25 protein-coding genes and 3 pseudogenes are annotated in these 25,363 nt (G+C 68.7%); 12 read left to right on the top strand and 16 right to left on the bottom strand.

Going from position 1 to position 25,363, the window contains the following annotated elements; all coding sequences use genetic code 11:
* Positions 1-108: 108 nt before the first annotated feature.
* Positions 109-858: an SDR family oxidoreductase gene (locus AC1RUS_RS14525; protein WP_492917296.1), complete on the bottom strand. Its 750-nt coding sequence runs from the start codon at positions 856-858 to the stop codon at positions 109-111.
* Positions 859-992: 134 nt separating this feature from the next.
* Here AC1RUS_RS14525 and AC1RUS_RS14520 point away from each other — a divergent pair, with 134 nt between their 5' ends.
* Positions 993-1,898 (top strand): LysR family transcriptional regulator, encoded by a 906-nt coding sequence (locus AC1RUS_RS14520; protein WP_492917295.1) that lies wholly within the window; start codon positions 993-995, stop codon positions 1,896-1,898.
* Here the strand turns inward: AC1RUS_RS14520 and AC1RUS_RS14515 are convergent.
* The 3 genes and pseudogenes from AC1RUS_RS14515 to recF form a co-directional block, all read right to left on the bottom strand.
* Positions 1,895-3,045, bottom strand: a pseudogene (locus AC1RUS_RS14515) (methyl-accepting chemotaxis protein). The gene AC1RUS_RS14520 and the pseudogene AC1RUS_RS14515 overlap by 4 nt on opposite strands.
* Before the next feature lie 121 nt (positions 3,046-3,166).
* Positions 3,167-5,659 carry a DNA topoisomerase (ATP-hydrolyzing) subunit B gene (gene gyrB / locus AC1RUS_RS14510; protein ID WP_492917294.1) on the bottom strand — a complete coding sequence of 831 codons (2,493 nt, stop codon included), beginning with the start codon at positions 5,657-5,659 and terminating at the stop codon, positions 3,167-3,169.
* Positions 5,656-6,819, bottom strand: coding sequence for a DNA replication/repair protein RecF (gene recF / locus AC1RUS_RS14505; protein ID WP_492917293.1), 1,164 nt, complete (start codon positions 6,817-6,819; stop codon positions 5,656-5,658). The genes gyrB and recF overlap by 4 nt, the downstream gene beginning before the upstream one ends.
* Positions 6,820-7,309: 490 nt before the next feature.
* Here recF and AC1RUS_RS14500 point away from each other — a divergent pair.
* Positions 7,310-7,413 (top strand): annotated as a pseudogene (locus AC1RUS_RS14500) (hypothetical protein); the annotation flags it as partial.
* 241 nt (positions 7,414-7,654) lie between these two features.
* Here AC1RUS_RS14500 and AC1RUS_RS14495 read toward each other — a convergent pair.
* The 5 genes from AC1RUS_RS14495 to hrcA form a co-directional block, all read right to left on the bottom strand.
* The gene (locus AC1RUS_RS14495; protein ID WP_492917292.1) at positions 7,655-8,029 is read right to left on the bottom strand and encodes a VOC family protein; all 375 of its coding nucleotides are present in this window, start codon (positions 8,027-8,029) and stop codon (positions 7,655-7,657) included.
* 71 nt (positions 8,030-8,100) lie between these two features.
* A complete protein-coding gene (locus AC1RUS_RS14490) occupies positions 8,101-8,439 on the bottom strand; it encodes a hypothetical protein (protein ID WP_492917291.1) in 339 nt (112 codons plus the stop codon).
* A 12-nt stretch (positions 8,440-8,451) separates the two neighbouring features.
* The gene (gene dnaN / locus AC1RUS_RS14485) at positions 8,452-9,570 is read right to left on the bottom strand and encodes a DNA polymerase III subunit beta (RefSeq protein ID WP_492917290.1); all 1,119 of its coding nucleotides are present in this window, start codon (positions 9,568-9,570) and stop codon (positions 8,452-8,454) included.
* Positions 9,571-9,887: 317 nt separating this feature from the next.
* A complete protein-coding gene (gene grpE / locus AC1RUS_RS14480) occupies positions 9,888-10,511 on the bottom strand; it encodes a nucleotide exchange factor GrpE (protein ID WP_492917289.1) in 624 nt (207 codons plus the stop codon).
* Positions 10,512-10,521: 10 nt separating this feature from the next.
* On the bottom strand, positions 10,522-11,598 hold the full coding sequence (gene hrcA / locus AC1RUS_RS14475; protein WP_492917288.1) for a heat-inducible transcriptional repressor HrcA: 1,077 nt from the start codon (positions 11,596-11,598) through the stop codon (positions 10,522-10,524).
* A 126-nt stretch (positions 11,599-11,724) separates the two neighbouring features.
* Here hrcA and rph point away from each other — a divergent pair, with 126 nt between their 5' ends.
* Together rph and AC1RUS_RS14465 are read left to right on the top strand one after the other, a co-directional pair.
* A complete protein-coding gene (gene rph / locus AC1RUS_RS14470) occupies positions 11,725-12,441 on the top strand; it encodes a ribonuclease PH (protein ID WP_492917287.1) in 717 nt (238 codons plus the stop codon).
* A gap of 111 nt (positions 12,442-12,552) precedes the next feature.
* The gene (locus AC1RUS_RS14465; RefSeq protein ID WP_492917286.1) at positions 12,553-12,939 is read left to right on the top strand and encodes a PilZ domain-containing protein; all 387 of its coding nucleotides are present in this window, start codon (positions 12,553-12,555) and stop codon (positions 12,937-12,939) included.
* Positions 12,940-12,970: 31 nt separating this feature from the next.
* Here the strand turns inward: AC1RUS_RS14465 and AC1RUS_RS14460 are convergent, their stop codons facing one another.
* The 3 genes from AC1RUS_RS14460 to AC1RUS_RS14450 all read right to left on the bottom strand — a co-directional run bounded on the left by AC1RUS_RS14460 (position 12,971) and on the right by AC1RUS_RS14450 (position 14,626).
* Positions 12,971-13,198, bottom strand: coding sequence for a helix-turn-helix domain-containing protein (locus tag AC1RUS_RS14460; protein ID WP_492917285.1), 228 nt, complete (start codon positions 13,196-13,198; stop codon positions 12,971-12,973).
* A 17-nt stretch (positions 13,199-13,215) separates the two neighbouring features.
* Positions 13,216-13,749 carry a DUF2975 domain-containing protein gene (locus AC1RUS_RS14455; protein WP_492917284.1) on the bottom strand — a complete coding sequence of 178 codons (534 nt, stop codon included), beginning with the start codon at positions 13,747-13,749 and terminating at the stop codon, positions 13,216-13,218.
* A 331-nt stretch (positions 13,750-14,080) separates the two neighbouring features.
* Positions 14,081-14,626 (bottom strand): glutathione S-transferase family protein, encoded by a 546-nt coding sequence (locus tag AC1RUS_RS14450; protein ID WP_492917283.1) that lies wholly within the window; start codon positions 14,624-14,626, stop codon positions 14,081-14,083.
* A gap of 24 nt (positions 14,627-14,650) precedes the next feature.
* On the opposite strand from AC1RUS_RS14450, the gene rdgB reads away from it, so the two are divergent.
* Positions 14,651-15,253, top strand: coding sequence for an RdgB/HAM1 family non-canonical purine NTP pyrophosphatase (gene rdgB, locus AC1RUS_RS14445; RefSeq protein ID WP_492917282.1), 603 nt, complete (start codon positions 14,651-14,653; stop codon positions 15,251-15,253).
* A 6-nt stretch (positions 15,254-15,259) separates the two neighbouring features.
* Here rdgB and AC1RUS_RS14440 read toward each other — a convergent pair.
* Positions 15,260-15,380, bottom strand: a pseudogene (locus AC1RUS_RS14440) (hypothetical protein); the annotation flags it as partial.
* Between AC1RUS_RS14440 and hemW the strand changes: the two are divergent.
* From hemW to AC1RUS_RS14420, 4 genes are all read left to right on the top strand, one after another.
* Positions 15,379-16,539, top strand: coding sequence for a radical SAM family heme chaperone HemW (gene hemW / locus AC1RUS_RS14435; protein WP_492917281.1), 1,161 nt, complete (start codon positions 15,379-15,381; stop codon positions 16,537-16,539). The pseudogene AC1RUS_RS14440 and the gene hemW sit on opposite strands and share 2 nt — an antisense overlap.
* Before the next feature lie 66 nt (positions 16,540-16,605).
* A complete protein-coding gene (gene rsmI, locus AC1RUS_RS14430) occupies positions 16,606-17,478 on the top strand; it encodes a 16S rRNA (cytidine(1402)-2'-O)-methyltransferase (protein ID WP_492917279.1) in 873 nt (290 codons plus the stop codon).
* Complete coding sequence (locus tag AC1RUS_RS14425; RefSeq protein WP_492917277.1) at positions 17,475-17,849, top strand: YraN family protein; 375 nt, start codon at positions 17,475-17,477, stop codon at positions 17,847-17,849. Before rsmI ends, AC1RUS_RS14425 begins: the two co-directional genes overlap by 4 nt.
* Entirely contained in the window at positions 17,849-18,664 is an 816-nt protein-coding gene (locus AC1RUS_RS14420) for a SirB1 family protein (RefSeq protein ID WP_492917275.1), read from the top strand. The genes AC1RUS_RS14425 and AC1RUS_RS14420 overlap by 1 nt, the downstream gene beginning before the upstream one ends.
* Here the strand turns inward: AC1RUS_RS14420 and AC1RUS_RS14415 are convergent.
* Together AC1RUS_RS14415 and AC1RUS_RS14410 are read right to left on the bottom strand one after the other, a co-directional pair.
* Positions 18,661-18,975, bottom strand: coding sequence for a HigA family addiction module antitoxin (locus AC1RUS_RS14415; protein ID WP_492917273.1), 315 nt, complete (start codon positions 18,973-18,975; stop codon positions 18,661-18,663). The genes AC1RUS_RS14420 and AC1RUS_RS14415 overlap by 4 nt on opposite strands.
* Positions 18,976-19,020: 45 nt before the next feature.
* Positions 19,021-19,302 (bottom strand): type II toxin-antitoxin system RelE/ParE family toxin, encoded by a 282-nt coding sequence (locus AC1RUS_RS14410; RefSeq protein ID WP_492917271.1) that lies wholly within the window; start codon positions 19,300-19,302, stop codon positions 19,021-19,023.
* Between the two features lie 221 nt (positions 19,303-19,523).
* Here AC1RUS_RS14410 and gshB point away from each other — a divergent pair, with 221 nt between their 5' ends.
* From gshB to AC1RUS_RS14395, 3 genes are all read left to right on the top strand, one after another.
* Entirely contained in the window at positions 19,524-20,474 is a 951-nt protein-coding gene (gene gshB / locus AC1RUS_RS14405) for a glutathione synthase (RefSeq protein ID WP_492917269.1), read from the top strand.
* A 121-nt stretch (positions 20,475-20,595) separates the two neighbouring features.
* Complete coding sequence (locus tag AC1RUS_RS14400) at positions 20,596-22,152, top strand: YifB family Mg chelatase-like AAA ATPase (protein WP_492917267.1); 1,557 nt, start codon at positions 20,596-20,598, stop codon at positions 22,150-22,152.
* A gap of 362 nt (positions 22,153-22,514) precedes the next feature.
* Positions 22,515-23,171, top strand: coding sequence for an NADPH-dependent F420 reductase (locus AC1RUS_RS14395; RefSeq protein WP_492917265.1), 657 nt, complete (start codon positions 22,515-22,517; stop codon positions 23,169-23,171).
* Here the strand turns inward: AC1RUS_RS14395 and mrdA are convergent.
* Entirely contained in the window at positions 23,168-25,129 is a 1,962-nt protein-coding gene (mrdA, locus tag AC1RUS_RS14390) for a penicillin-binding protein 2 (RefSeq protein ID WP_492917263.1), read from the bottom strand. The genes AC1RUS_RS14395 and mrdA overlap by 4 nt on opposite strands.
* Positions 25,130-25,363: the final 234 nt, after the last annotated feature.

The raw sequence follows: 25,363 nt of genomic DNA, 5'->3' as shown, positions 1-25,363 counted from the left end.
CTCCGCTTCATCGGACGCCGATCTGGCGCGCGACGGAAGCAAACCGCAAGCGGCCGGTCCGATCTTGGACGTTCCTGTCGTCCTTGGCCTCGAACCGGCCGCGTCGCGTCAAAGCGTGCTCATGCCGCCGTCGATGATCAGTTCGGCGCCGACCGTGAAAGCCGCCTCGTCGCTGGCCAGGAACACCACGGCCTTGGCGATCTCGCTGGGTTCGCCGAAACGGCCGGCCGGGATCTGGGCGAGGATCGAGCCAGCCACGTCCTGCAACTGCGCCTCGGTGAAGCCCAGCTTGCCGTACAGCGGCGTCGAGACCGGCCCGGGGCTGATGGCGTTGACCCGCACGCCGCGCGAGATCAGCTCGCCCGACAGGGTCTTGGCCAAGGTCAGCAGCGCGGCCTTGCTGGCGGCGTAGACGCTGGAATTGGGCATGCCGATATGGGCGTTGATCGAGGTGTTGAGCACGATCGAGGTCGGGTTGGCCAGGATCGGCGTCAGCGCCTGGATCAGGAACAGCGGGCCCTTGACGTTGATGTCGAAAACGCGGTCGAAGCCTTCCTCGTCCCATTGGTCCAGCGGCTTCAGTTCAGCGACGCCGGCGTTGACGAACACCGCGTCGATCTGGCCGAAGGCGTCCTTCAGCTTGGCGGCCAGGGCCTTCTGGTCAGCGACGTCGCCGGCGTTGGAGCGCAGCACCAGGGCGTCGGGACCCAGGGCCAGGCGCGCTTCTTCCAAGGTGGCGGGATTCGTGCCGGTGACGGCGACACGAGCGCCTTCGGCGATGAACTGCTTGGCGGTTTCCAGGCCGATGCCGCTGGTGCCGCCGGTGATCAGGGCGCGCTTGCCGGTAAGACGGGTCATGGTTCTCTTCCTTACATTCGCGAGGCGGAGCGGGATGCGCCGTCCGATGCGAAGGAGATAGACCGTCGGGCCGCTTTCAACATTGGGACGAAACTGGTCTAATCGTTCCGCTTTCATGAATGATCGGAGCGTCCTTGGACCGGCTGCGCGCCTATGAGGTCTTCGTCACGGTGGTCGGCAAGGGCAGCTTCACCCGCGCCGCCGACGCGCTGGACACCTCGCCCGCCAATGTCACCCGCTATGTCAACGAGCTAGAGGCCCATCTGGGCGTGCGGCTGCTGAACCGCACCTCGCGCAAACTGTCCCTGACTCAAGGCGGCGAGGCGCTCTACGAGCGCTGCCGGGCGATCCTGGACGAGGTGGCCGAAGCCGAGGCGCAGGCGTCCTCGGTGTCGGTCGCGCCGCGCGGCCGGCTGCGGATCAATGCGCCGCTGAGCTTCGGCGTGCTGCACCTGGCTCCGCTATGGCCGGAGTTCGCGCGCCGCTATCCCGAGGTCGAGCTGGAAGTGGCGCTGATCGATCGCGTCGTCGACATCGTCGAGGAAGGCTATGACCTGGCGATCCGCATCTCGCGCGCCGGTTCGGCCAGCCATGTCGGGCGCAAGTTGGCGACGTCGCGCAACGTCGTCTGCGCCTCGCCGGGCTATGTGAAGGAACGCGGCGCGCCGGCCGCGCCGGGCGACCTGAAGGATCACGCCTGCATCGGCTACACCTACGCGGCCACGGCCGACGAGTGGCGCTTCGAAGATTCGGCCGGCAAGCCGCTGGCGGTGAAAATCTCGGCCGTCATGCACACCAACAACGGCGACACGGCGCGGGCCATGGCCCTGGCCGGGCGAGGCGTCACCTGGCAGCCGACCTTCCTGATCGGCGAGGACCTCAAGGCCGGCCGGCTGGTCCCGCTGATGCCGGACCACCGAATGGCCGACATAGACATCCTGGCCGTCTATCCCAGCCGCCGGCATCTCAGCGCCAAGGTGCGGGTGATGGTCGATTTCCTGGCGGAGGCCTTCAAGGGCGTCCCGACCTGGGATCGTTAGGCGGCCGCCGACTTGTCCTGCGCGACCATGCCCGCCGAAGGCTCCTTGGTCTGGACCAGACAGCCGTACCAGCCCAGGCCCTTGTAGGTCTCATAGCCGGGGGTCAGGGCGTAGCCGACCGTCATGTCGCCGTCGGCGTAGCTGCCCATCGGGCCTTCGGAGGTGTTGAGCGGGAACACCTCGGTCAGCACGCCGCGACCATCGGACGAGGCCAGCACGCGGCCTTTCTGATCCAGCAGCATGACCCGCGACCGGGTCCGCTCCTCGGTGGTCAGGCGCACGCCTTCGACCACGGCCTGGGCCTGAGGCTTCCAGTCGAAGTGGACGCCCATCACGCCCAGGATCTTGCCGTTGCTCTTGCCGCCCTCGCGGATGGCGGTGGCGTAGGTGGCGACCGGGGCGTCGTTCAGCGCCCTGGCCCGCTCGATGTCGCAGGCGATGAAGTCGTCGCCGCTGGAGGTCTTCATGGCCTCGCGGAACCAGGGCGCGTCGACGACCGAGGCGTTGCGGGCGGCGGGGTAGCGATCCGGACGGCCGGTGGCGATGACCTTGCCCTTGGTGTCGCAGATCCACAGGTCCAGATAGACGGTGTAGGCGTCCAGGATCACGCCCAGACGCTCGCTGGCGTAACGGGCCGCCTCGGGGGTCTGGCTGGACATGCAGTCGACGATGGCCGAGTCGGTGGCCCACCAGCGGACGTCGCAGGTCCGCTCATAGAGGTTGCGGTCGACGATCTCGATGGCGTTGAGGGCGAGGTCCGCCAGGCGCTGGCCGCGCATGTGGCCCAGGATCGCCCCGCCGATGGCCGTCAGTTCGTCGAGGTCGGCCCGCACCTGGCTCTCCAGGGCGGCGGCGACCGCGTCGATCTCGGTCGAGATCTTCTTGAACTCCTCGGCGACGATGGCGAAGCCCTTGCCGGCCTCGCCGGCCCGCGCCGCCACGATCAGGGCGTTAATCGAGAGCATCTTCGCGGCCCGGTTGACGCGCGCGATCTCGCCGATCTTCTCTCCGGCCACCGTGCTCAGGCGTTCGGAAAGGTCCAGGATCCGCTCTGGACGCAAACTGGCGTCTTGTTCCAACCTAGGCGAGCCCCACGCAATTACTCGTCGAATCACGGAAGGTTCGCGCAAGATGACGCCCGCGTCATCCGCGCAAGTTGTCACACGAAAGCTGCACAACTATTTTCACCGCCTGGCGGGTGAAAAATTCGCGTAACGCCAGTATTTTCGGCGGACGCCGCCCGATAAGGCGGCGCCCAATGTCGGCTACTAGACGTCAACCTCGGCGTCGAGGGCGTTGTCCTGGATGAATTCGCGGCGCGGTTCGACCAGATCGCCCATAAGTCGGCTGAACATGTCGTCGGCATCATCGGCGTGATTGACCTTGACCTGCAGCAGGGTGCGGGCCTCGACGTCCAGGGTGGTCTCCCACAGCTGGTCGGGGTTCATCTCGCCCAGGCCCTTGTAGCGCTGGATCGACAGGCCCTTGCGGCCGGCGTCCATCACCGCCGCGACGAGGTCCATCGGCCCCCGCACGGTGGTCGATTTGTCCTTGCGGCGGAACACGGCGCGGCCCGAGAAGATCTCGGCCAGGGCGCCGGCCCGCTCGGCCAGGCGGCGGGCGTCGGCGGCGTGCAGCAGACCATCGTCCAGCACCACGCTCTCGGTGACGCCCCGGCGGATGCGCTTGAACACATAGGCCGTGTCGCCGCGCTCGCCGCTCCACGGACCGTCGCCTTCCTCGGCATAGAGGTTCAGACGGGCCGCCGCAGCGGCGATGTCCGGAGCCTCACTGAGCAGGCCGGCCAGGGCCGACTGCTCGATGGCGAACGACGGCGCGCGGGCGGCCAGGCGGTCGATATTGCCCTTGGCCTGACGGCACAGTTGCACCAGGGCCAGCAGGTCCTGGCCGGTGCGGCGCTCGCCCGAGGGCAGGTCCAGCTCGGCCCCGTCGACGCCTTCGTCGATCAGGAAGGCGTCCATCTCGAAGTCGTCCTTCAGATAGCGCGACGACTTGCCCTTGGCGGCTTTGTAGAGCGGCGGCTGGGCGATGTAGATGTAGCCGCGCTCGATCAGCTCCGGCATCTGCCGGTAGAAGAAGGTCAGCAGCAGGGTGCGGATGTGGGCGCCGTCGACGTCGGCGTCGGTCATCAGCACGATCTTGTGGTAGCGCACCTTGTCGGCGTTGAAGTCGTCGCGGCCGATGCCGGCGCCCAGCGCCGTGATCAGCGTGCCGATCTGGTCGGACGACAGCATCTTGTCGAAGCGGGCCCGTTCCACGTTCAGAATCTTGCCGCGCAGGGGCAGCACCGCCTGGTTGTCGCGGTTGCGGGCCTGCTTGGCCGAGCCGCCGGCCGAGTCACCCTCGACGATGAAGATCTCGGACTTGGCGGGATCGCGTTCCGAGCAGTCGGCCAGCTTGCCGGGCAGGCTGGTGATGTCGAGCGCGCTCTTGCGGCGGGTCAGTTCGCGGGCCTTGCGGGCCGCTTCACGGGCGGCGGCGGCCTCGGCGATCTTCGAAACGATGGCCTTGGCTTCGTTCGGATGCTCCTCGAACCAGGTGGCCAGGCCTTCCTGCACCAGGTTTTCCACGGCCGGGCGCACCTCGGACGACACCAGCTTGTCCTTGGTCTGCGAGCTGAACTTGGGATCCGGCACCTTGACCGACAGCACGCAGGTCAGGCCTTCGCGGGCGTCCTCGCCCCCGACATTGACTTTTTCCTTCTTCGTGATGCCCGAGCTCTCGGCGTAGTTGGTGATGATGCGCGTCAAAGCGCCCCGGAAGGCCGACAGGTGAGTGCCGCCGTCCCGCTGCGGGATGTTGTTGGTGAAGCACAGCATGTGCTCGTGGTAGCTGTCGTTCCACCAGACCGCGAGGTCGACCTCGACCTTGTCCTTCTTGCCGCGAATGACGATCGGCGTCTTCAGCAGCGGGGTCTTGGCCTTGTCGAGGTGGCGCACGAAAGCTTCGATGCCGCCCTCGTAGTGCAGCTTCTCTTCCCACGGCTCGGCGTCGCGCAGGTCGCGGAAATAGATCGTCACGCCCGAGTTCAGGAACGCCAGCTCGCGCAGGCGATGCTCCAGCGTCTTGCGATCGAAATCGATGAACGCGAAGGTCTCCTTGGACGGAAAGAACGTCACCTCGGTGCCGGTCAGCACTTCGCCGGCCTTGGGGCCGTCGGCGCGGACGGGCGAGTCGCCGGTCTGGGCCAGGGAGGTCACCGCGTCGCCGCGTTCGAAGCGCATCTGGTGGCTGTGGCCGTTGCGGTGGATCTTCAGCTCAAGCCAGTCCGACAGAGCGTTGACGACCGAGACGCCCACGCCGTGCAGGCCGCCCGAGACCTTGTAGCTGTTCTGGTCGAACTTACCGCCGGCGTGCAGCTGGGTCATGATGACCTCGGCCGCCGAGACGCCTTCGCCTTCGTGGATGTCGACCGGGATGCCGCGACCGTCGTCGGTGACCGTCACCGAGCCGTCGGCGTTGAGGATGACTTCCACCTTGGTGGCGTGGCCGGCCAGGGCCTCGTCGATGGCGTTGTCGACCACCTCATAGACCATGTGGTGCAGGCCCGAGCCGTCATCGGTGTCGCCGATGTACATGCCGGGGCGCTTGCGCACCGCGTCCAGGCCCTTCAGCACCTTGATCGAGTCGGCGCTGTATTCGCCGCTCATCACTTCCGGCGCGGACATTTCCGAGCCTTCGGCGGTGGTCAGACGGTCGCCGGAATTGTCGTCGGCCGGGCCCTTGGTCTCTTCGGTCATACGTCTTCCAATGCGGTCAGGCCGAGTTCGCTGACGCGAACGCCGAGAGCCCGACCTTTCAGGTGGTCGAACAGCGACTCGTCCGTGCCGGTGAGGAAGGCCTGGAGCTTGAGCGCCGTGATTTCGTCGGCCAACGCGGCTCGCCGGGTAAGGTCGAGATGCGCGGCGACTTCGTCGAGCAATACTATAGGATTCGGCGCGGATTCCGCACGCGAAAGTCGCGCCGCCTGGGCCAAAACCAGGTTCAGAATCAGCGCTTTCTGCTCCCCGGTCGAGCATTCCGCCGCCGGACGGTCCTTCTCGACGTGAAGGATGGCCAGATCGCCCCGATGCGGACCCGTCAGGGCCCGCCCGGCGGCCCCGTCGCGGGGCCTCGCGGCGGCCAGGGCCGTGGCCAGACGAAGCTCGATCTCGGCGAAATCGACGCCCTCCAGGGCCAGCTTTTCCCATTCGCCGGTCAGGGAGAGGCGGGCCTGCGGGAAGGGACGGTCGCCGCGCCCGTCGATCTCGACCTGCAGGGCGATCAGCGTCCGGGCGCGGGCCTCGGCCATCAGGGCGCCGCTCTCGGCCAGGCGCGCCTCCAGCGCCGTCAGCCAAGCCTGGTCGGCCGGCGCGCCGCTCTCGAAGGCGTCGGTCAGCAGGCGCATCCGCTCGCGCTGGGCCTTGTCATAGGCGTTGGCGTGGCTGGCGTGGGCGGGCTCGGCGGCGAACACCAGTCGGTCAAAGAATTTGCGGCGCTCGGCGGCGGCTTCCAGGAAGAGGCGGTCCTGGGCGGGCGTCAGCCAGATGGGGCGAATGTGGTCGGTCAGCCGGCCGGGCGGCACGGTCTCGCCGTCGATCCGCACGATGCGACGGGTGGCCCCGCCGACCTCGACGCCGGCGCCCAGCTGGACCGGCTCATGCTCGCCGGCCTCGACCAGGGCCGCCACGGCCCACGGGCGGCCGGTGATCTCGCCGGGCATTCGCCGCCCGACCTCGGCCAGGCTGGACCCGCGCAGGCCCTTGCCGGGCGACAACAGGGAGATCGCCTCCAGCAGGTTGGTCTTGCCCGCGCCATTGGCCCCGAACAGATAGACGCTGCGCCCGCCGGTCTCCAGGCGGGCGCGTTCGTAGGACCGGAAGTCCGTCAGGGTCAGGGTGTTGATCGCGGCCGACGCCATGGGGGGTTCTTACGGTAGGTCGGGGTTGGCGTCTAACGTCGTGGAGGACCCCCTCCGACCCTCCGGGCCACCTCCCCCAAAGGGGGAGGATCTATGATCGCCGCGCCAAGCAAGATGCTCCCCCTTTGGGGGAGCTGTCGCGGAGCGACTGAGGGGGTCCTCACGTGCGTTTGCCGCCTCACGCTCTCGCTGTGAGTGGGTGGAAAGGGCTGCGGAGCGTCCGGACGACGTCCGGGAAGAGATAGACAAATACCGTTTCGACGAAGCCGTTCGCTCCGCGTGACCGTTATCCGGAAGCGCGCGGCGCTCGAGCCCTGTTAGAGCCTCGCCGCCTTGAAGCCTCCGACGGGCGGGCTGGTTAGCGTCCAACCCGGACCGCTGATCCTCCCGGACCAGCCTGCTGAACTTCCGACCCCCGTGCTCCTGTCGTTTCTGTGCTGCAAGGCCGACCGCCGCCAAGGAAACACACGAGGTTGATGGCTTTCACCCATCATCGATTGAGCTTCCCGCTCGATCACCCCCCGCCGCCGCAACGGTCGCTGGCCATGCGCCCTTTCCTCGCGACGAGTTGGGATAACTATACGGCTGGTTTGAACGCGGTCGCGAAGATCGCGGTTATCCCCGCGCCCCTGCCCTTCTCCCCTTGCGGGAGAAGGTGTCAGCCGGAGGCTGACGGATGAGGGGAGCGCACCGCCCTCAAAGCCTTACCTGGCAACGCTTCACGCCCATCCCGACAGACCCGCGCGCCCCCTCATCCGGCGCTGCGCGCCACCTTCTCCCGCAAGGGGAGAAGGCAGCCTCTATCGACCAATCGTCACGCTGCGTTTCCCCGCGCTCAGCCGAACTTGTACCCGCACAGCTTGTTGCCATCGAGGTCGCGGAAATACGCGAAATACACCCCCGGCATGCGTTCGCCGGGTTCGCCCTCGTCGGTCCCGCCCAGTTCCAGCGCCTTGGCGTGGAAGGCGTCGACCTGTTCGCGGGTCTCGAAATCGAAGCCGCCCATCATGCCGTTGCCGACGCAGGCGGGATTGCCGTCATAGGGGCCCAGCACCCCGAACAGCCCCGTGCCCTTGCCGCGATAAAGCCGGCCGCCGGACGCGTGCTCATGCACCCCCGTCATGCCGATCGTGCCCAGCAGGGCGTCGTAGAAGGCCTTGGCCTCTTCGAGCTTGTTCGACCCCACCGTCATGTAGCTGATCTTCGCCATGCGCAGTCCTCCCGTTTTCTTATGAAACGGACGTTAGCATGAGCGCCGAAGCGGACAAGACTGCCTTGGCGTCAGTCGAAATAGCCCTTGGCGATCTCGATATTGGCCTTCTGCCAGACCCCCGCCGCGCCCATCACCACGCGCATCATGTTGGCCTTGAAGGTCTCGCGCGCTTCGTCGCGATCGACCAGCTGGCGCAGCGGCCAGTCGAACCGGGCGTCCGCCGCGATCGACCGGTGGACGGCGTAGTTCATGATCATCAGGTCGATGCGATCCTCGACCGCGCCGAACATCGCCTCCACCCGTTGGGAGCGGTCGAACCAGGTCTGGCAGCCCTCGAAGTCCGTCGCCTCCCAGAGGACGAGCATGTTGTCGAACAGCTCGGCGAACAGATCCTCGCGCAACTGCATACGCGCTGGGGCTTAAACCCGCAGCGGCATCAGCACGTACTTCACGCCCGGGTCGGTCGGGTCGACAACCAGGGTCGGCGACGCCGGGTCGGCGAAGCGGAACTCGGCGATCGGGCCGCCGATCTGGCCGCAGACGTCCAGCAGATAGCGGGCGTTGAAGCCGATCTCGAAGGGCTCGCCGTCATAGTCGACCTCGACCTCTTCGACGGCCTGGCCGGCTTCCATGTTGCGGACGGTCAGGGTGACGCGGCCCGGCTCGACGGCCAGCTTCACCGAACGGCTCTTCTCGGCCGAGATGGTGGCCACCCGGTCGACGGCCTTGGCGAAGAGGTCGTTGTCCAGCGTCAGGATCTTGGCGTTGTCGCGCGGGATGACGCGCAGATAGTCGGGGAAGGCGCCGTCGATGACCTTGGAGGTCAGGGCCGCCGCGCCGAACTCGAAGCGCACCTTCTGAGCGCTGACCTGCAGGTCGACATGCTCGCCGGCCGATTCCATGAGGCGACGGGCCTCCTGGATGGTCTTGCGGGGCACGATGATGCCGGGCAGGCCGGCCGCGCCCTCGGGGGCGTCCATCTCGGCCAAGGCCAGACGGTGACCGTCGGTGGCCACGGCGCGCAGCTTGACCACGCCGCCCTCGTTGACGGTGTGGAGATAGAGGCCGTTCAGATAGTAACGGGTCTCTTCGGTGGAGATTGCGAAGCGGGTCTTGTCGATCAGCCGGATCAGCTCGTTTGTGTCGACGGCGATGCGGCCCGACAGGCCGTCGCTGCTCATCACTGGGAAGTCGCCGGCCGGCAGCACCGGCAGGTTGAAGCGCGAGCGGCCGGCCTGGATCACCAGGCGGGGATCGTCGCCGCTGAACGACAGCGAGACGTCCGAGCCGTCGGGCAGCTTGCGCACGATCTCATACAGGGTGTGGGCGGGCGCGGTGATCTGGCCGGGCACGTCGATCTGGGCCAGGCCCTCGTCGATGATCTCCATGTCCAGGTCGGTGGCCGAGAAGCTCAGCGTATCGCGATCGGCCGACAGCAGGATGTTCGACAGGATCGGGATGGTGTTGCGACGTTCGACGACGCTTTGCACGTGACCCAGCGCCTTCAGCAGCGCCGCCCGTTCGATCGTAAGCTTCATAAATCAGGTCCAGATCGCGCGGCCATGTCGATGCCTGAGTCGCACCACTGGGCCCCGTAGTGAATGGACGGACGACATTAGCGAAAACCGCGACCGGGGAAAGGGGGCGGGGCAGCTGGGCCGGTTGAAAAGCGCCATCGCCACAGGTACCGGCTCAGCTTTTTCCGTCGTCATCCCGGGCCTTGTGCCCGGGACCCCTGGTTCAGCTTACACGAGAGACGCCATGGCGCGCTGGCGCGCCACACACCCACCCTGCCGGCGGACAGAGGGGTCCCGGGCACGAGGCCCGGGATGACGGTGTTTAGGGGGTGTGCGACCTACGACTTGATGTCGACCGAGCCGCCCGAGCCGTCCGAATCGCTGGGCGCGGCGCCGTAGGGATTCGGGGCCGAAGAGGGTTCGGCCGAGCCGGGCGCCGTCGAGCCTTTGGCCGCCACGGCGACCATGGCCGGACGCACCAGGCGGCCCATCAGCTCATAGCCGGCCTGCAGAACCTGGATGACGCCGCCGGCGGCGACCTCGGTCGAGGGCTGCTCCATCACGGCCTGGTGCAGGTGGGGATCGAACTTTTCGCCCTTGGCTGGCTCGACCTTCTTGAGGCCGTTGCGTTCGAAGGCGCCCTGAAGTTCCTTCTCGGTCATCTCGACGCCGATGATGTAGTTGGTCACCGCCGGATCCTGGCTGTCGCGCGGGCTCATGGCCGTGGCGCGCGACAGGTTGTCGGCCGCGCCCAGCAGATCGCGGGCGAACTTCTGGATCGCGTAGGCGCGCGCGTCGTTGGCCTCGCGCTCGGCGCGACGCTTGGTGTTCTCGGCGTCGGCGGCGTAGCGGAGGGCCTGATCCTTCAGCGCCGCCACTTCCAGCTTCAGGGCCTCGATTTCCTGCGCCGCGTCGTCGGCGTCCAGGACGGTCTCTTCAGCCAGTTCTTGCTCGTCGCTCATCTCGTAGTCCCTATCCATCCATCATCCGGCCGAGCACGCGGGCGGTATAGTCCACCAGCGGGATCACCCGGGCATAGTTCAGGCGCGTGGGACCGATCACGCCGATCGCGCCCAGCACCTTGCGTTGGCCCGTCATATAGGGCGCCGCGATCACGGAGGAACCCGAAAGCGAAAAGAGTCGCGTTTCGGCCCCGATGAAAATGCGCACGCCCTGTGCTTCACGGACATCGTCGAGCAGGCCGATCAGCTGTCCCTTCTGCTCCAGGTCGTCGAACAGCATCCGAACCCGCTCCAGGTCCTCGCGGGCCCCGGCGGCGTCCAGCAGGTTGGCCTGGCCCCGCACGATCAGCGCCCGGGCGTCGCCCTCGCCGCCGCCCCAGGCGGCCAGACCGTCCTCGACCAAACGCGCCGTCGTCTCGTCCAGTTGCCGGCGGGCGGTCTCCAGCTCGGCCCGGACCTCGTCCTTGGCCTCGCTCAGCGTGCGGCCGCGCAGGCGGGCGTTGAGGAAATTCGACGCCTCCTGAAAGGCCGACGGCGTCATGCCCGGCGCGCGCTTCATCAGCCGGTTCTCGACCGAGCCGTCCTCGAAGACCATCACCGCCAGGGCCTGGTCGCCGCCCAGAGCCACGAACTCGACGTGTTTGACGCCGCCCTCGCGCACCGGCGTGACGACGATGCTGGCTCCGCCGGCCAGGCCCGACAGGATCGAACCGGCCTCCGCCAGCGCCTCCTCGAACGAGCGGCCGCGCGAGAACAGCCGGGCCTCGATGGCCTGGCGCTCGTCGGCGCCGACGTCGCCGACCTCCAGGAAGCCGTCAACGAACATCCGCAGGCCCGCGTGGGTGGGCATTCGCCCGGCGCTGGTGTGGGGCGAGTCGAGCAGGCCCAGCTGGGCCAGGTCCTGCATGGTGTTGCGGATCGAGGCCGGCGACAGCTGCATGCCGCCGCGCGACAGGGTGCGCGACCCCACCGGCTCGCCGGTCTCCAGATACGACTCCACCACGCGGCGGAAGATGTCGCGGGCCCGGGCGTCGAGGTCGGCCAGACCCGGCGTGCGGACGAAGGGACCCGGGAACAACTGCGTCATGGTGTGGTGTGAAGGACCGGCTGGCTGCGCAAACTTATCGGGCGCTCTTTCAAGTTCCCGTCTCAGATAGGATAAGCGGCCCCTTCTCGCATTCAAAGCCCTCGCCCCAATAACCCGGAGTTTCTCATGCGTCCGTCCGAACGCGCCCCCGACCAGCTGCGCGCCGTCACGCTGGAAACCGGCGTCAACCGCTACGCCGAAGGCTCGTGCCTGATCGGCTTTGGCCACACCAAGGTGCTGGTCACCGCCACCGTCGAGGAGAACGTCCCCGGCTGGATGCGCAACAAGGGCGCCGGCTGGGTCACCGCCGAGTACGGCATGCTGCCCCGCGCCACCCACACCCGCGGCCGCCGCGAAGCCGCCGCCGGCAAGCAGACCGGCCGCACGCAGGAAATCCAGCGCCTGATCGGCCGCTCCCTGCGGGCCGTGGTCGACATGAAGGCCCTGGGCGAGCGCCAGATCAGCCTGGACTGCGACGTCATCCAGGCCGACGGCGGCACGCGCACCGCCGCCATCACCGGCGCCTGGGTCGCCCTGCGCCTGGCCACCCGCTACCTGCTGGACGAGGGCGTCATCAAGATCGACCCGATCCTGGGCCAGGTGGCCGCCGTCTCGTGCGGCGTGTTCAAGGCCGTGCCGGTGCTCGACCTCGACTACGAGGAAGACAGCAACGCCGAGGCCGACAGCAACTTCGTGCTGACCAGCGAAGGCGAGATCGTCGAGATCCAGGCCACCGGCGAGAAACGCGGCTTCACGCGGGGCGAGTTCGACTCGCTGTTCGGCCTGGCCGAGAAGGGCATCAACGAGCTCTTCACGTTCCAGAAGTCCGCCATCGGCGCCTAAGCGCCGGGCATGACGGCCGGGTCCCGCCCACGCGGCGGGACCCGCGCCCGACCGCGACGTCGCGTCGCGAAAGAGCATCGGCCGTTAACCCTGTGCGGTTAAGCTGATCCCATGCCTTCCTACGATCGTTCCTTCTCCGAACAGCGCGCCCACCCCCGGCAGCCGACCTCGCGCCGGGCGTTCCTGGTCAGCGGCGACGCCGCGCACAAGTGCAAGCTGGTGGACCTGGCCCGGGGCGGCGCCCGCATCAAGCTGCTGGGCTCGGCCCTGCCGGCCGGCGATCTCTTCCTGGTCGACTCCCGCGGTCGCCGCATCCATCTGAGCCGCTCGGTCTGGCAGTCGGAGAGCGAGGCGGGCCTGCAGTTCATCAAGTCCGACGCCCTGCTCGACTCGGCCGGCACCGCCGAAAGCGCCACCGCCGCCGCCAACGCCTTCGCGCGACGGCTGGGCACGCTGGCGCCCCCGCCGCCGGTGAACGACGGCAACATGATCGGGTAGATCCTCCCCCAAAGGGGAGCATCCATGCCCTCTACTCGTCCCCGGAATCCGGCGGGCCGCTCTCGAACGTCAGGAGGTCGCCGGGCTGGCAGTCCAGTTCGCGGCACAGGGCGTCCAGGGTCGAGAAGCGCACCGCGCGGGCCTTGCCGGTCTTCAGGATCGACAGGTTGGCGATGGTGACGCCGACGCGGTCGGAGAGCTCGGTCAGGGACATGCGGCGTTCCAGCAGCACGCGGTCGAGGTTCACGCGGACGGGCATGGCAGGTTTCTCCGCGATCAGATGGTGAGTTCGGCTTCGCGGCGAAGGCGGGCGCCCTCGCGGAAGACCTCGGCCAGCACGAACACCACCAGCACCGAGAACCAGGCGGTGAGCGTGAACGAGTCGTCGATGACCTTGGAATGCGGGGCCAGCCAGCGGGCCATGCCCGAGAAGATGTAGCGCCCGACCTCGAGCCCGGCCAGGATCAGCCCCACCACCCGCAGGCGGCGGACATTGTCGGGATGGAACGGATCGCCGGCGGTCAGGGTGGCGAAGATCCGGCGCAGGCGCTCGACGATCACCATCCAGCCGCCCAGCAGCAGGGCCCAGGCGGCCAGGGCGCCGGCGAACAGCGGACCGTCCTTGGCGACCGCCTCGACGGCGTCGCTGATCGGTAGGATCTCGGCCAGCAGTTCGGGATTGAAGCTGAAGAGCAGCGCCACCAGGGTGAACAGCGAGAGCAGGCTGACGAAGATCCACAGGCCGACATAGATGACGTCGAGGATGATCTTCAGAAAGCTCGAAACCGAGCCCGGTCCCAGGGCGCGCATGCTGTTGTTCCCCCACGCCCTCCCCAGGGCGATCGCAAGATGCCCCGCGTCACGGCGGGGCGCCAAGCCAGCCCTTAGAGCGTCTGCACCACGAAGGTGATCGCCGAGACCGGAACGCCCACGATGAGGGCGACGGTGATGACAGTCATCATGACTTTTTCGGCGATGCGGAACAGGCGGGCGGCGTGCATTTCGGGTGGATCCTGAGGTGACCGGACGACCGCCAAGGCTCGGCGGCGTCCACGATCAACAGATAGGTTCCGATTTGGCTCCCGCCAATGCCGATTATCGACAAACGATATTAAACTTTAGCAATGATGATGCGCTTGCATCACGTTAGTTGCACAGAAGTCACAACCATCGAGTCCCGACGGGTGACGACCTCGAACCAGGCGGTCAGGGCGGGGCGTCCCGTACGCCAGTCCAGCACCTTGCGAACGTCCAGATAGGCCAGCTGCGCCGCCACCGCGATCTCGCCCAGGCCGAAGCGGTCGGCGGGCAGGTCCGCTGTTTCCAGGTGATCCAGCGCCGCGGCCAGCGACCGGCCCTGGCGTTCGAAGATGTCGGCGCGGTGATCGGTCTCGGGGCGCAGGCGCTCGCGGACGATGGCCAGGGCCGAGTCGCCCATGCCATCGGCCAGGGCCTGCAGGGTCAGGGCGCGGCGGCGCTCGGGCCCGGCGGCCGGGATCAGGCCGGCGCCGCCCACTGCGTCGAGGATCAGGGTGGGCACCTTGTTCAGCGGGTTGAAGGCCCGGACGGCCTCGTCGCTGTAGGGGCTGTGGGTCTCCAGGGTGATCGCGTCGGTCAGGCCGTTTTCGTGGGCGACGATGCGAACCTTGCGCGCAAACGGCGACAAGGCGGAGTAAAGGAGCCGCATTGGTGATTTCCCTGGAGGCCGATCATGGCGCTGAAACTCGAGCGTGGACTTAAGATCGTCGCGGCCACGCACAACCCCGGCAAGGTGCCGGAAATCGCCGCCCTGCTCGACGGCCGCTTCGAGATCGTCACCGCCGGCCAGCTGGGGCTGCCCGAGCCGGACGAGACCGAGAGCACCTTCGTCGGCAACGCCCTGCTGAAGGCCCGTCACGCCGCCGACCTGTCGGGCCTGATCGCGATCGCCGACGACTCGGGACTGTCGGTCGCGGCGCTGGACGGCTCGCCCGGGATCTATTCCGCCCGCTGGGCCGGTCCCGGCAAGGACTTCGCCATGGCGATGGCCAAGGTCGAGGAGCGGCTGGAGGAGAGCGGGTCGGACGACCGCAGCGCCTGGTTCACCTCGGCCTTGGCGGTGGCCTGGCCGAACGGTCCGGCCGTGGTGGTGCAGGGCGAGGTCCACGGAACCCTGACCTTCCCGCCGCGCGGGACGCGGGGTTTCGGCTACGATCCGATCTTCGTCCCCGAGGGCCACGAGACGACCTTCGGCGAGATGGAGCCGGCCGCCAAGGACGCCATGAGCCACCGCGCGCGGGCGTTCGAGACGTTGAAGGCGGCGTTGTTTGATTGAGGCTTCAAAAATCTTGTCATCCCGGAAGCGCGCAGCGCTGTCCGGGACCCAGGGGCCGGCGCACTGCAGCGGCCCCTGGGTCCCGGCTCTCCGCTTCGCTGCGGCCGGGATGACAGGAAATGGGAATGGGCGTTTCCGTGGCTGACCTCCCGCCCCTCGGCGTCTACGTCCACTGGCCCTACTGCGCCCGCATCTGCCCCTATTGCGACTTCAACGTCGTGCGTGACCGGGGCAAGACCGTCGAGCAGTCCGCCCTGACCGACGCCATCGTCGCCGACCTGGTCGCCCAGCGGGCGCTGACCGGGCCGCGCCGCCTGCTGTCGATCTTCTTCGGCGGCGGCACGCCCTCGCTGATGGACCCGGGCCAGGTGGCCCGCGTGATCGACACCGCCAAGGCGCTGTGGATCCCAGCCGACGACCTGGAGATCAGCCTGGAGGCCAACCCCACCGACGCCGAGGCCGGCCGCTTCGAGGCGCTGGCGACGGCGGGCGTGGCGCGCCTGTCCCTGGGCGTGCAATCGCTGCACGACGAGGCCCTGGCGCTGCTGGGCCGCAATCATGACGCCGGCTCGGCCCGGCGGGCCATCGCGGTCGCGGCCAGGACCTTCCCGCGCCTGTCGGTCGACCTGATCTACGCCCGGCCCGGTCAGTCGCCGCAAGCCTGGCGCGAGGAACTGGAGACGGTGCTGGCCATGGGGCCCGAGCACGTCTCGCCCTACCAGCTGACCATCGAGGCCGGCACCGCCTTCGACCGCGCCGTAGGCCGCGGCAAGCTGGTCGTGCCCGACGAGGACCTGGCGACGACGCTGTTCGAGACGACCCAGACCGTGCTCGAAGCGCACGGCTTCGACGCCTACGAAGTCTCCAACCACGCCAAGGGCGCGGACGCCCGCTCGCGGCACAATCTCGTCTACTGGCGCGGCCATGACTATGTCGGCGTCGGCCCCGGGGCCCATGGGCGGCTCGCGCTTGAGGGCGGCCGCGTCGCCACCACCGCCCACCGCAGGATCGCCGACTATGTCGCCGCCGTCGGCGAGACCGGCGTCGGTTTCGAGCGCGAAGATCTCACCCCTGTCGAGGCCGCCGAGGAGCGGCTGCTGCTGGGCCTGCGGATCGACGACGGCGTGACCTTCGACGAGGTCGCCGCGCTGGACCTTTCGCCCGACGTCGCCAAGGTCCGTCAGTTCGTCGAACTGGGGCTGCTGGCCGACGATCCGGCCCGCCTGCGCGCCACCCGCGAGGGACGCCTGGTGCTCGACCGGCTGACAGGCGCGCTCGCGACCTGATAGGACTGTCGCCGAACGCTTCGTCCCCCGCATCGTTCGGCGGGTCGCCGCGCAAGGATGTCCCGCTTGAGCCGCCTGCCCGATCCGCCCGCCCTGTCCGACGCGCCGCTGGCGCCGGGCCTCTATCTGGTGGCGACGCCGATCGGGAACCTGCGCGACATCACCCTGCGGGCGCTGGACACCCTGAACGGCTGCGACGTGCTGTTGGCCGAGGACACCCGGGTGTCGGGCAAGCTGCTGGCCGCCTACCAGATCTCCAAGCGCCTGGAGCGCTACGACGAACACGTCGCCGACCGGGTGACGCCGAAGATCCTGGAACGGCTGGCGGCCGGCGAACGCGTGGCCATGGTCTCGGACGCCGGCACGCCGATGGTCTCCGACCCCGGCTATCGCCTGGCCAAGGAAGCCATCGCGGCCGGCCACCCGGTGTTCCCGATCCCCGGCGCCTCGGCGGCCCTGGCGGCCCTGACCCTGGGCGGCCTGCCCACCGACCGCTTCCTGTTCGCCGGCTTTCCGCCGCCCAAGAGCGCCGCCCGCAAGACCTTCCTCGAAGAACTGGCCCCGGTCCGCGCCACCCTGATCTTCTACGAAGGCGCCTCGCGGGTCGCCGACAGCCTGGCCGACATGGCCGCCGTGTTCGGTCCGCGCGACGCCGCCGTGGCCCGCGAGCTGACCAAGCTCTACGAGACCTGCGTGCGCGGGACGCTGGACGAACTGGCCGTCGACCCCCGCTTCGAAAGTCCCAAGGGCGAGATCGTCATCCTGGTGGGTCCGGGCTCGGAAAAGCCGGTCCAGGCCGGCGACGCCGAGAGCGCCCTGCGCGAAGCCATGGCCCGCCTGCCGCTGGGCGAGGCCGCCTCCGAGGTGGCGAAGGCCCTGGGCCTGCCCCGCCGCGACCTCTATCGCCAGGCCCTGGCGCTGAAGGAAGCCGCCGGATGAGCGCGATCCGCCAGGCCCGGGGCGCCGCCGCGCGCCTGTCCGGACGCCGCGCCGAGGTGCTGGCGGCCGCCTGGCTGATGCTGAAGGGCTACCGTATCCTGGGCTTCCGCCTGCCCACGCCCCTGGGTGAGATCGACCTGCTGGCCCAGCGCGGCAAGGTGCTGGCCGTGGTCGAGGTCAAGCAGCGCACGACGCTGGACGCCGCCCTCGAGGCGGTGACCTGGGAACAGCGGGCCCGCCTGCGCCGCGCCGCCGCCCATATCGTCGCCAACCGCCGGGGGCTGGGGAACGCTATCGTGCGTCTGGACCTTATCGCCTTGGCGCCGGGCGCTCGCCCGCGCCATCTTCGCGACGCCTGGACGGAGGCGTAATGACCCGCGACGAAGCGGAAGAGATCCTGACCCGCGTGGGCGAGAGCCCCGACGACGGCTTCCCCTTGTTCGAGGCCGCCGTGGCCTGCGCCGTGCATGACGAACCCGACCGCGACACCGACGCCGCCTTCGCGCTCGCCCGGCAGGCCGGCGAGCGGCTGGCCGAGCGCATCAAGACCGAGTCGCCCGAGGAGGCCGTGGCCGAGGCTCTGTCGGGCGACCTGCACCTGACCGGCGACCTGATCACCTACGACCACCCCGACAACGCCGACGTCATCGCCGTCGCCGAGCGTCGCAAGGGCCTGCCCGTGGCCCTGGGGGTGTTCTACCTGCACGCGGCCCGCAGCGCCGGCATCGAGCTGCACGGCGTCGACTTCCCCGGCCACTTCCTGCTGCGCATCGAGACCGAGGAGGGCCCGCTGGCCCTCGACCCGTTCGGCGAAGGCCGGGTGGTGCTGCCGTCGGAGCTGTCGCGGCGGGCCCTGCGCACCGGCCTGATGCCCGACGTCGCCGCCAAGCTGGAGCTGCTGATGGCTCCGATCTCGGACCGGGCCGTGCTGATCCGCCTGCAGAACAACATCTTCGCCCGCGCCCAGCAGGCCCGCGACTGGCCGAGGGCCGAGCGCTCGGCCCTGCGCCGCGCCCTGCTCAATCCCGCCGACCACCGCCCCTGGCTCGACGTCGCCGCCGCCCGCGAGGGCCAGGGCGCCCTGGCCGGCGCCCTACAGGCCCTGACCCGCGCCCAGATCCTCGACGGCGGCGCCGCCATCGCCGCCCGCGCGGCGCGGGAGCGGGTGCGGTTGCGGCTGAACTAGGCCTCGACGAGTTCGATCGACTGATAGTCGGCGCGATGCTCGACCACGGCCTTGGAGAGGTCGTGCTGGGCTTGCAGATTCATCCAGAATTGGGCGTTCACGCCAAACACCCGCTCCAGGCGCATCGCCGTATCCGGCGTGACAGGCTGGGTCTCGCGGGTCAGACGCTCGATGCGCGTCCGGTCCTTCAGGCCCATGGCCCGCGCCAGCGCGCCGGCCGTCATACCGTGCGGAACCATAAAGTCCTCGCGCAGGATCTCGCCAGGATGGGGAAGCGGCGAGACGAAGTCGTAGTCCAGGAAAGTGGCCATCACTGTTTCTCCGTGCATGGGCCAAAGTGACAAACGCCGCGGCGCCTAGTGATAGTCCCCGAACCAGACCTCCTCGGGACCGTCGGATCCCCAGACGAAGACGAGGCGGTACTGATCGTTCACGCTCAGCGACCACCTGCCGGCCAGATCGCCCGTCAAGGCATGAAGACGATTGCCGGGCGGAAGGCGAAGCTGCTCGACGTCCGTGGCGGCGCTCATCTGCGCCAGCAGACGGCGAGTCTTTTTGACCAGCGCCGCTGGGAAACCCTTCGGCGTCTTGCCTTCAAAGACGGCCTTCAGGGCCTCGCTTTTCCAGCTTTGGATCATCCCCCACTAGCCTTCTTCGATAAGACGAACGTAGCGCAACACGCTACACACGTCAACTTCGTGTAGCACGATGCGCTACACACATCGCCGCGGAAGATCGATTCGGCCTACCCGCGTATTGAATGAAAGTCGCCCTCGCATTCCCCCCGTCGCCGCCCTAACTAGGCAGGCGCAGCGCGGGGCGTCATAAATCGCCGCGCGCACCCAACCCCGGAGTCGTCATGTCGCTGAGAGTCGCCGTCCAGATGGACCCCGTGCTGGGGATCAACATCGACACCGACACCACCTTCCTGATGATGATGGAAGCCCAGCTGCGCGGTCACAGGCTGTGGTTCTACACCCCCGACAAGCTGTCGATGGAGGACGGCCGGGTGTTCGCCCGCGCCCAGTCGCTGGCGCTGACCGCCACCAAGGGCGCCCATGCGACCCTGGGCGAGGTCGTGGTGCTCGACATGAAGGACGATGTCGACGTGGTGCTGATGCGCCAGGATCCGCCGTTCGACATGGCCTACATCACCGCCACCCACTTCCTGGAGAAGGTCCACCCCCACACCCTGGTAGTCAACAACCCGGCCGAGGTGCGCAACGCGCCCGAGAAGCTGTTCGTCACCGACTTCCCAGGCGTCCAGCCGCCGACGCTGATCACCTCGGATCACGAGGCGATCTACGATTTCCGCGCCCGTCACGGCGACATCGTCTTGAAGCCGCTCTACGGCGGCGGCGGCTCGGGCGTCGCGCGCCTCTTGGCCGACGACCCCAATCTCGACGCCCTGCTGGAACTGCACGCCATGATCGGCCGCGAGCAGGTCATCGCCCAGAAGTTCGTGCCGGCCGTCAGCAAGGGCGACAAGCGCGTGCTGCTGGTCGACGGCGAGCCGGTGGGCGCGATCAACCGCGTGCCCGCCGCCGGTCAGGTGCGCTCCAACCTCCGCGTCGGCGGCCGGGCCGAGGCCGTCGAGCTGACCGCCCGCGACCTGGAGCTATGCAAGATCATCGGCCCGGAACTGAAGCGTCGCGGCCTGCTGTTCGTCGGCATCGACGTGATCGGCGAGTACCTCACCGAGATCAACGTCACCTCGCCGACCGGCGCCCAACAACTGAAGCGATTCAGTGGGATCGACGCCGCGGCTGTGTTGTGGGACCGCATCGAGGCGATCCGCGCTGCGGCTTGATCGGTGGATGAAGCGGGGGCTGTAGCCCACTGATTTCCTGAAACGTTCGTTTTTTGTTCTTGATACGCTCTTCACGTCATGTTTCGCTTGTGGATAAGTTCAAACTCTCCACGGGGCGGATATGGCCGCGAAAGTCGTCACGGTGGCCTTCGAGGGCGTTGAGGCCCGGCGCGTCGATGTCGAGGTGCAGCTGACCTCCGGTCAGAGCGGCGCCTTCGTCATTGTGGGCCTGGCCGACAAGGGCGTCGCCGAGAGCCGTGAACGCGTGCGCGGGGCCTTCGCGGGCCTGGGCCTGTCGCTGCCGGGCAAGCGCATCGTCGCCAACCTGGCCCCGGCCGACATGCCCAAGGAGGGCGCCCATTTCGACCTGCCGATCGCCCTGGCGGTGATGGCGGCGCTGGGGGTCATCCCGCTGGACGCGCTCGACGGCTGGGCGGCGATGGGCGAGCTGTCGCTGGACGGCCGCATCGTCCCGGCCGCCGGGGCGCTCCCCGCCGCGATGGCGGCCGGGGCCTTGGGCCTGGGCCTGATCTGCCCCGAGGCGTCCGGACCCGAGGCGGCCTGGGCCGGCGGCACGCGCATCCTGGCCCCGCGCTCGCTGGTGGCGCTGATCAACCACTTCCGGGGCAGCCAGGTGCTGGGCGCGCCCGCGCCGGGCCCGGTGATCGAGGGCGAGCGGTCCAAGGACCTGCGGGACGTCAAGGGTCAGGAGCACGCCAAGCGCGCGCTGGAGATCGCTGCGGCCGGCGGCCACAACCTGCTGTTCGTCGGCCCGCCGGGCTCGGGCAAGTCGATGCTGGCCCAGCGCCTGCCGGGCCTGCTGCCGCCCCTGACCTCAAGCGAGCTCCTGGAGACCTCGATGGTCCATTCGGTGGCGGGACTGATCGCGCGCGGCGCCCTGACCAGGGCCAGACCGTTCCGCTCGCCCCACCACAGCGCCAGCATGGCCGCCCTGACCGGCGGCGGGCTGAAGGCCAAGCCCGGCGAGGTGTCGCTGGCCCACAACGGCGTGCTGTTCCTCGACGAATTGCCCGAGTTCGGCGTCCAGGCGCTGGACAGCCTGCGCGCCCCGCTGGAGACCGGCGAGGTGATGGTGGCCCGCGCCAACGCCCATGTGCGCTATCCCGCCAAGGTGCAACTGGTGGCGGCAATGAACCCCTGCCGATGCGGCCATGGCGGGGCCGGGCGAGGCGCGTGCGGCAAGGCGCCCCGCTGCCAGCGCGACTATCAGGGGCGGGTGTCGGGCCCGCTGATGGATCGGATCGACCTGGCCGTCGACATGCCCGCCGTCACCGCCGCCGACCTGGCCCTGCCGCCACCCTCGGAAGGCTCGGCCGAGGTCGCCGCCCGCGTGGCCCGGGCCCGCCAGCTGGCGATCGACCGCGCCGAGGAACATGGCGGCCCCGAGGCTCTGAACGGCCGGGCCGAGGGCGCCTTCCTGGAAAAGATCGTCGCCCTCGACGAAGCCGGCCGCGCCCTGCTGGCGCGCGCCGCCGAGGCCGGCCGGATCAGCGCCCGAGGCTGGACCCGCACCCTGCGCCTGGCCCGCACCATCGCCGACCTGGAAGGCGCCCCCACCGTCAAACGCGTCCACGTCGCCGAAGCCCTCGCCCACCGCCGCTCGACCGTCCCGAGCGAGGAACAGCCGGCGAGCGCGTTCAGGCAGGGGGTGTTCTAGGGGGCCGGTAGGCGGTGTCGGTGCGGGTGACATCTCTCCTTCTCCCCTTGCGGGAGGACGGCGCGGAGCGCCGGATGAGGGGGTTGAAAGCCCTTTCCGGAAAGGCTCGTGCCCCCCTTACCCGACCGCCCATGGCGGCTACCTTCTCCCGCGAGGGGAGAGGCTAACATGCGCTCGGGATCGACCACGGTCTCAAAAGCGCGCCAAGCCACGGGCTGACATTGATCCGGCCCCGGAAAGCGACGCGTCCGTCAGGCCAGACCAACCTCGCCCAAGCATTTCAACGACCTTTGGATCCGCCAAGCTTGATCGCCCCGTGGACCGCCACCACCTGCGCCTTACGAGTAACTGAAGGTGTTGCAATGCGTATCGGCACGATTGGCGCGGGGAATATCGGGCGGGCCTTTGCAGGTCTCGCCATCGGGGCCGGACACGAGGTTATGGTCAGCAACTCACGCGCCCCCAAGACGCTGGACTCGTTCGCGCGGGAGAGCGGCGCCCTGACTGGCTCCGCCAACGACGCCATCGCATTCGGGGATGTCGTCCTGATCGCCATTCCGCTCGTTCGCGTGCTCGAGCTTGAACAGGGCGCGTTGGCCGGCAAGATCGTCATCGACGCCAACAACTATTATCCGGAACGCGATGGGGCGATCCGCGACTTGGACGACAATGCGATCACGACGAGCGAACTCGTCGCCCGACGCCTTCCCGACGCCCGCTTGGTCAAGGCCTTCAACGCCATCTTGGCCCGCGACCTGAACTCCATGGGATCGCGGCTAAGCTCTGGAGCCCAGCGGGCCCTTCCGTTGGCCGGCGATGACGACGCGGCAAAGCGCGTCGTGTCCGATCTGATCGGTCAGTTCGGCTTCGAGCCGTTCGACGCCGGCGCGCTGGTCGAGAGCTGGAGGTTCGAGCGCGCTCGGCCGGCCTACTGCCTGCCCCTCGATAAGGCGGCGCTGCGCCGGGCCCTCGCGGACGCCGTTCGCGGCGAGCTGTTGCCTGAAGGCTCCTGGCGCTAACCGACCGGCAGGTCGCCCTCGACCTCCCTTTCGTTTTCGTTGGTCTCGGGCAGATCCGGCAGGGGCGTTGGCTGCACGATGCGGGCGCGGATCTCGGGGTCCTTCAGCAGGGCCACGCGCATCACCTCCCGGGCCCGGGGCGCGGCGGCGCTGGAGCCGAACTGGCCGCCGTGCTCGATGATCACCGACAGGGCGTAGCGGGGATCGTCATAGGGCGCGAAGGCGATGAACAGGTTGTGGTCCTTCAGCTTCCAGGCGACGCCCTGATTGCTGCGCGAGGCCCCGGCCGCGTACTGGCGCACCTGGGCGGTGCCGGTCTTGCCGGCCATCTTGACGTCGCCCAGGCCCAGCTGGCTCTGCTTGAACGCCCCGCCGGTCGGGTCGTTGGCCACCGCCGCCATGCCAGCTCGCACGATGTCCAGGTGCTCCTGGCTGAACGGCAGGTTGGGCACGGCGTCGCCATGCGGCTGCTCGACCCCGCCCACCGACTTGACCAGGCGCGGATTGAGCGCCTTGCGGCCATTGGCGAGCCGCGCCGTCATCACCGCCAGCTGCAGGGCGTTGACGTTAATATAGCCCTGGCCGATCCCGTAGGGCACGCTGTCGCCCGGATGCCAGGTTGGGTCGCGCTTGAAGGTCTTCTTCTTCCAGTCGCGCGAGCCGACCAGCCCCTTCTTCTGGCCCGGAATGCCGATGTCGAAGGTCCCGCCATAGCCGAAGGCCTTGGCCGCGGCGGCGATGGGCTCGGGCCCGATGCGCAGGGCCATCTGGTAGAAGTAGACATCGCAGCTGTTCTTGATGGCGTCGTGCATGTCCTGCATGCCGTGGCCACCCTTCTTGTGGCAGTGCCAGACCCGGCCGCCGAACGCCCAGCCGCCGGTGCACAGCACCCGCTCGGTGGGGTTCACGCCCGCCGTCAGCGCCGCCATGGCCACGGTGGGTTTGAAGGTCGAGCCGGGCGGATAGGTGCCGGTCATCACTTTGTCGAGCAGCGGCTTGCGCTCGTACTCGGCCAGCGCCCGATATTCCTGGCCCGACAGGCCCTTTACGAAGCGGTTGGCGTCGAAGCTGGGGGCCGAGGCCATGCACAGGATGTCGCCGTTGCGGCAGTCCATCACCACGATGGCCCCGCTCTCCTCGCCCATCACCTCCAGGGCGCGGTTCTGGATGTCGGCGTCCAGGGTCAGGCGGATGTCGGCGCCGGGCTTGGCCGGGATGTCGCCCTCGGGGTCGAGGCGCACCGTGCGCCCCTGGGCGTCCACCTCGGCCTTGGTCGCGCCGGCGTGGCCGCGCAACGGACCGTCGAAGGCCTTCTCGACCCCCAGCTTGCCGATCCGGAAGCCGGGATTGTGCAGCAGTTGCTGATCCTGGGTCGGGTCGGTTTTCGCCTTCTCCAGGTCGCGGTCCGACACCTTGGCCACGTAACCGATGACGTGGGCGAAGGCCCCGCCGAACGGATAGACCCGCACCTCGCCCATGTCGGCGGTGACCCCGGGCAGTTCGGGGGCGCGGATGTTGACGCGGGAGAACTCCTCCCAGGTCATGTCCTCCATCACCGCGACGGGCGCCTTCCTGGGCGCGCGGGCCAGATCCTTCAACAGGCGCGAGCGGCGGGCGGCGTCGATGGGGACCAGCTGGGCCAGCTCGTCCAGCGTGGCCTGGGCGTCGAAGCCGGTGTCCTTGGTCACCATCAGGCGGAAGTTGGGGCGGTTGGAAGCCAGGGACACGCCGTTGCGATCGTAGATCGCGCCGCGCGGCGGCGAGACCAGGCGGTAGTTGAACTGGTTGCCGGCCGAGAGCTTCTGGTAGCGCTGGGCCTCGACCAGCTGCAGCTGGGCCAGGCGCGCGCCGAGGGCCAGCAGGCCGCCGCCGGCCAGGCCGCCCATCAGGAACGCCCGGCGGTTGAACACCCCTTGCCGCTCGTTGACCTCGGAAAAGAAGATCGCCGGTTCGCTCATCGCGCCGCCTCTGCGACAGGCGCGACGAAGGGTGCGAGTGGCGTCGCGCGACGGCGCGACGACGTCGCGGCGGCCAGGGAGTTCATGAGGAGGAAATGGCCGCAGGCTAGGGTTGATCTGAGCGCCAGATTGAGCGCGCGCGGGCCGCCGTCAATGGCCCGGCGGGGCGCGGCGAAGAATATTTCCGCGAACGGCGCCTTGCGGCTTTTGACCGGCCGTTAAGCCGCCCGCGCT

It is taken from the genome of Caulobacter sp. GW821-FHT10F06, assembly GCF_058809215.1.
The sequence above is the reverse complement of the archived record's forward strand: the minus strand, read 5'-3'. Positions and strand labels throughout refer to the sequence as shown.

Bases quoted from the DNA above. Each gene is read 5' to 3' on its own strand.
- AC1RUS_RS14525 (WP_492917296.1), bottom strand. From the start codon at position 858: ATGACCCGTCTTACCGGCAAGCGCGCCCTGATCACCGGCGGCACCAGC.
- AC1RUS_RS14395 (WP_492917265.1), top strand. From the start codon at position 22,515: ATGCGTATCGGCACGATTGGCGCGGGGAATATCGGGCGGGCCTTTGCA.
- gshB (WP_492917269.1), top strand. From the start codon at position 19,524: ATGTCGCTGAGAGTCGCCGTCCAGATGGACCCCGTGCTGGGGATCAAC.
- dnaN (WP_492917290.1), bottom strand. From the start codon at position 9,570: ATGAAGCTTACGATCGAACGGGCGGCGCTGCTGAAGGCGCTGGGTCAC.
- hrcA (WP_492917288.1), bottom strand. From the start codon at position 11,598: ATGACGCAGTTGTTCCCGGGTCCCTTCGTCCGCACGCCGGGTCTGGCC.
- grpE (WP_492917289.1), bottom strand. From the start codon at position 10,511: ATGAGCGACGAGCAAGAACTGGCTGAAGAGACCGTCCTGGACGCCGAC.
- AC1RUS_RS14420 (WP_492917275.1), top strand. From the start codon at position 17,849: ATGACCCGCGACGAAGCGGAAGAGATCCTGACCCGCGTGGGCGAGAGC.
- AC1RUS_RS14465 (WP_492917286.1), top strand. From the start codon at position 12,553: ATGCCTTCCTACGATCGTTCCTTCTCCGAACAGCGCGCCCACCCCCGG.
- AC1RUS_RS14425 (WP_492917277.1), top strand. From the start codon at position 17,475: ATGAGCGCGATCCGCCAGGCCCGGGGCGCCGCCGCGCGCCTGTCCGGA.
- recF (WP_492917293.1), bottom strand. From the start codon at position 6,819: ATGGCGTCGGCCGCGATCAACACCCTGACCCTGACGGACTTCCGGTCC.
- rdgB (WP_492917282.1), top strand. From the start codon at position 14,651: ATGGCGCTGAAACTCGAGCGTGGACTTAAGATCGTCGCGGCCACGCAC.
- hemW (WP_492917281.1), top strand. From the start codon at position 15,379: ATGGGCGTTTCCGTGGCTGACCTCCCGCCCCTCGGCGTCTACGTCCAC.
- gyrB (WP_492917294.1), bottom strand. From the start codon at position 5,659: ATGACCGAAGAGACCAAGGGCCCGGCCGACGACAATTCCGGCGACCGT.
- rph (WP_492917287.1), top strand. From the start codon at position 11,725: ATGCGTCCGTCCGAACGCGCCCCCGACCAGCTGCGCGCCGTCACGCTG.
- AC1RUS_RS14400 (WP_492917267.1), top strand. From the start codon at position 20,596: ATGGCCGCGAAAGTCGTCACGGTGGCCTTCGAGGGCGTTGAGGCCCGG.
- AC1RUS_RS14410 (WP_492917271.1), bottom strand. From the start codon at position 19,302: ATGATCCAAAGCTGGAAAAGCGAGGCCCTGAAGGCCGTCTTTGAAGGC.
- AC1RUS_RS14490 (WP_492917291.1), bottom strand. From the start codon at position 8,439: ATGCAGTTGCGCGAGGATCTGTTCGCCGAGCTGTTCGACAACATGCTC.
- AC1RUS_RS14415 (WP_492917273.1), bottom strand. From the start codon at position 18,975: ATGGCCACTTTCCTGGACTACGACTTCGTCTCGCCGCTTCCCCATCCT.
- AC1RUS_RS14460 (WP_492917285.1), bottom strand. From the start codon at position 13,198: ATGCCCGTCCGCGTGAACCTCGACCGCGTGCTGCTGGAACGCCGCATG.
- AC1RUS_RS14495 (WP_492917292.1), bottom strand. From the start codon at position 8,029: ATGGCGAAGATCAGCTACATGACGGTGGGGTCGAACAAGCTCGAAGAG.
- AC1RUS_RS14455 (WP_492917284.1), bottom strand. From the start codon at position 13,749: ATGCGCGCCCTGGGACCGGGCTCGGTTTCGAGCTTTCTGAAGATCATC.
- AC1RUS_RS14450 (WP_492917283.1), bottom strand. From the start codon at position 14,626: ATGCGGCTCCTTTACTCCGCCTTGTCGCCGTTTGCGCGCAAGGTTCGC.
- mrdA (WP_492917263.1), bottom strand. From the start codon at position 25,129: ATGAGCGAACCGGCGATCTTCTTTTCCGAGGTCAACGAGCGGCAAGGG.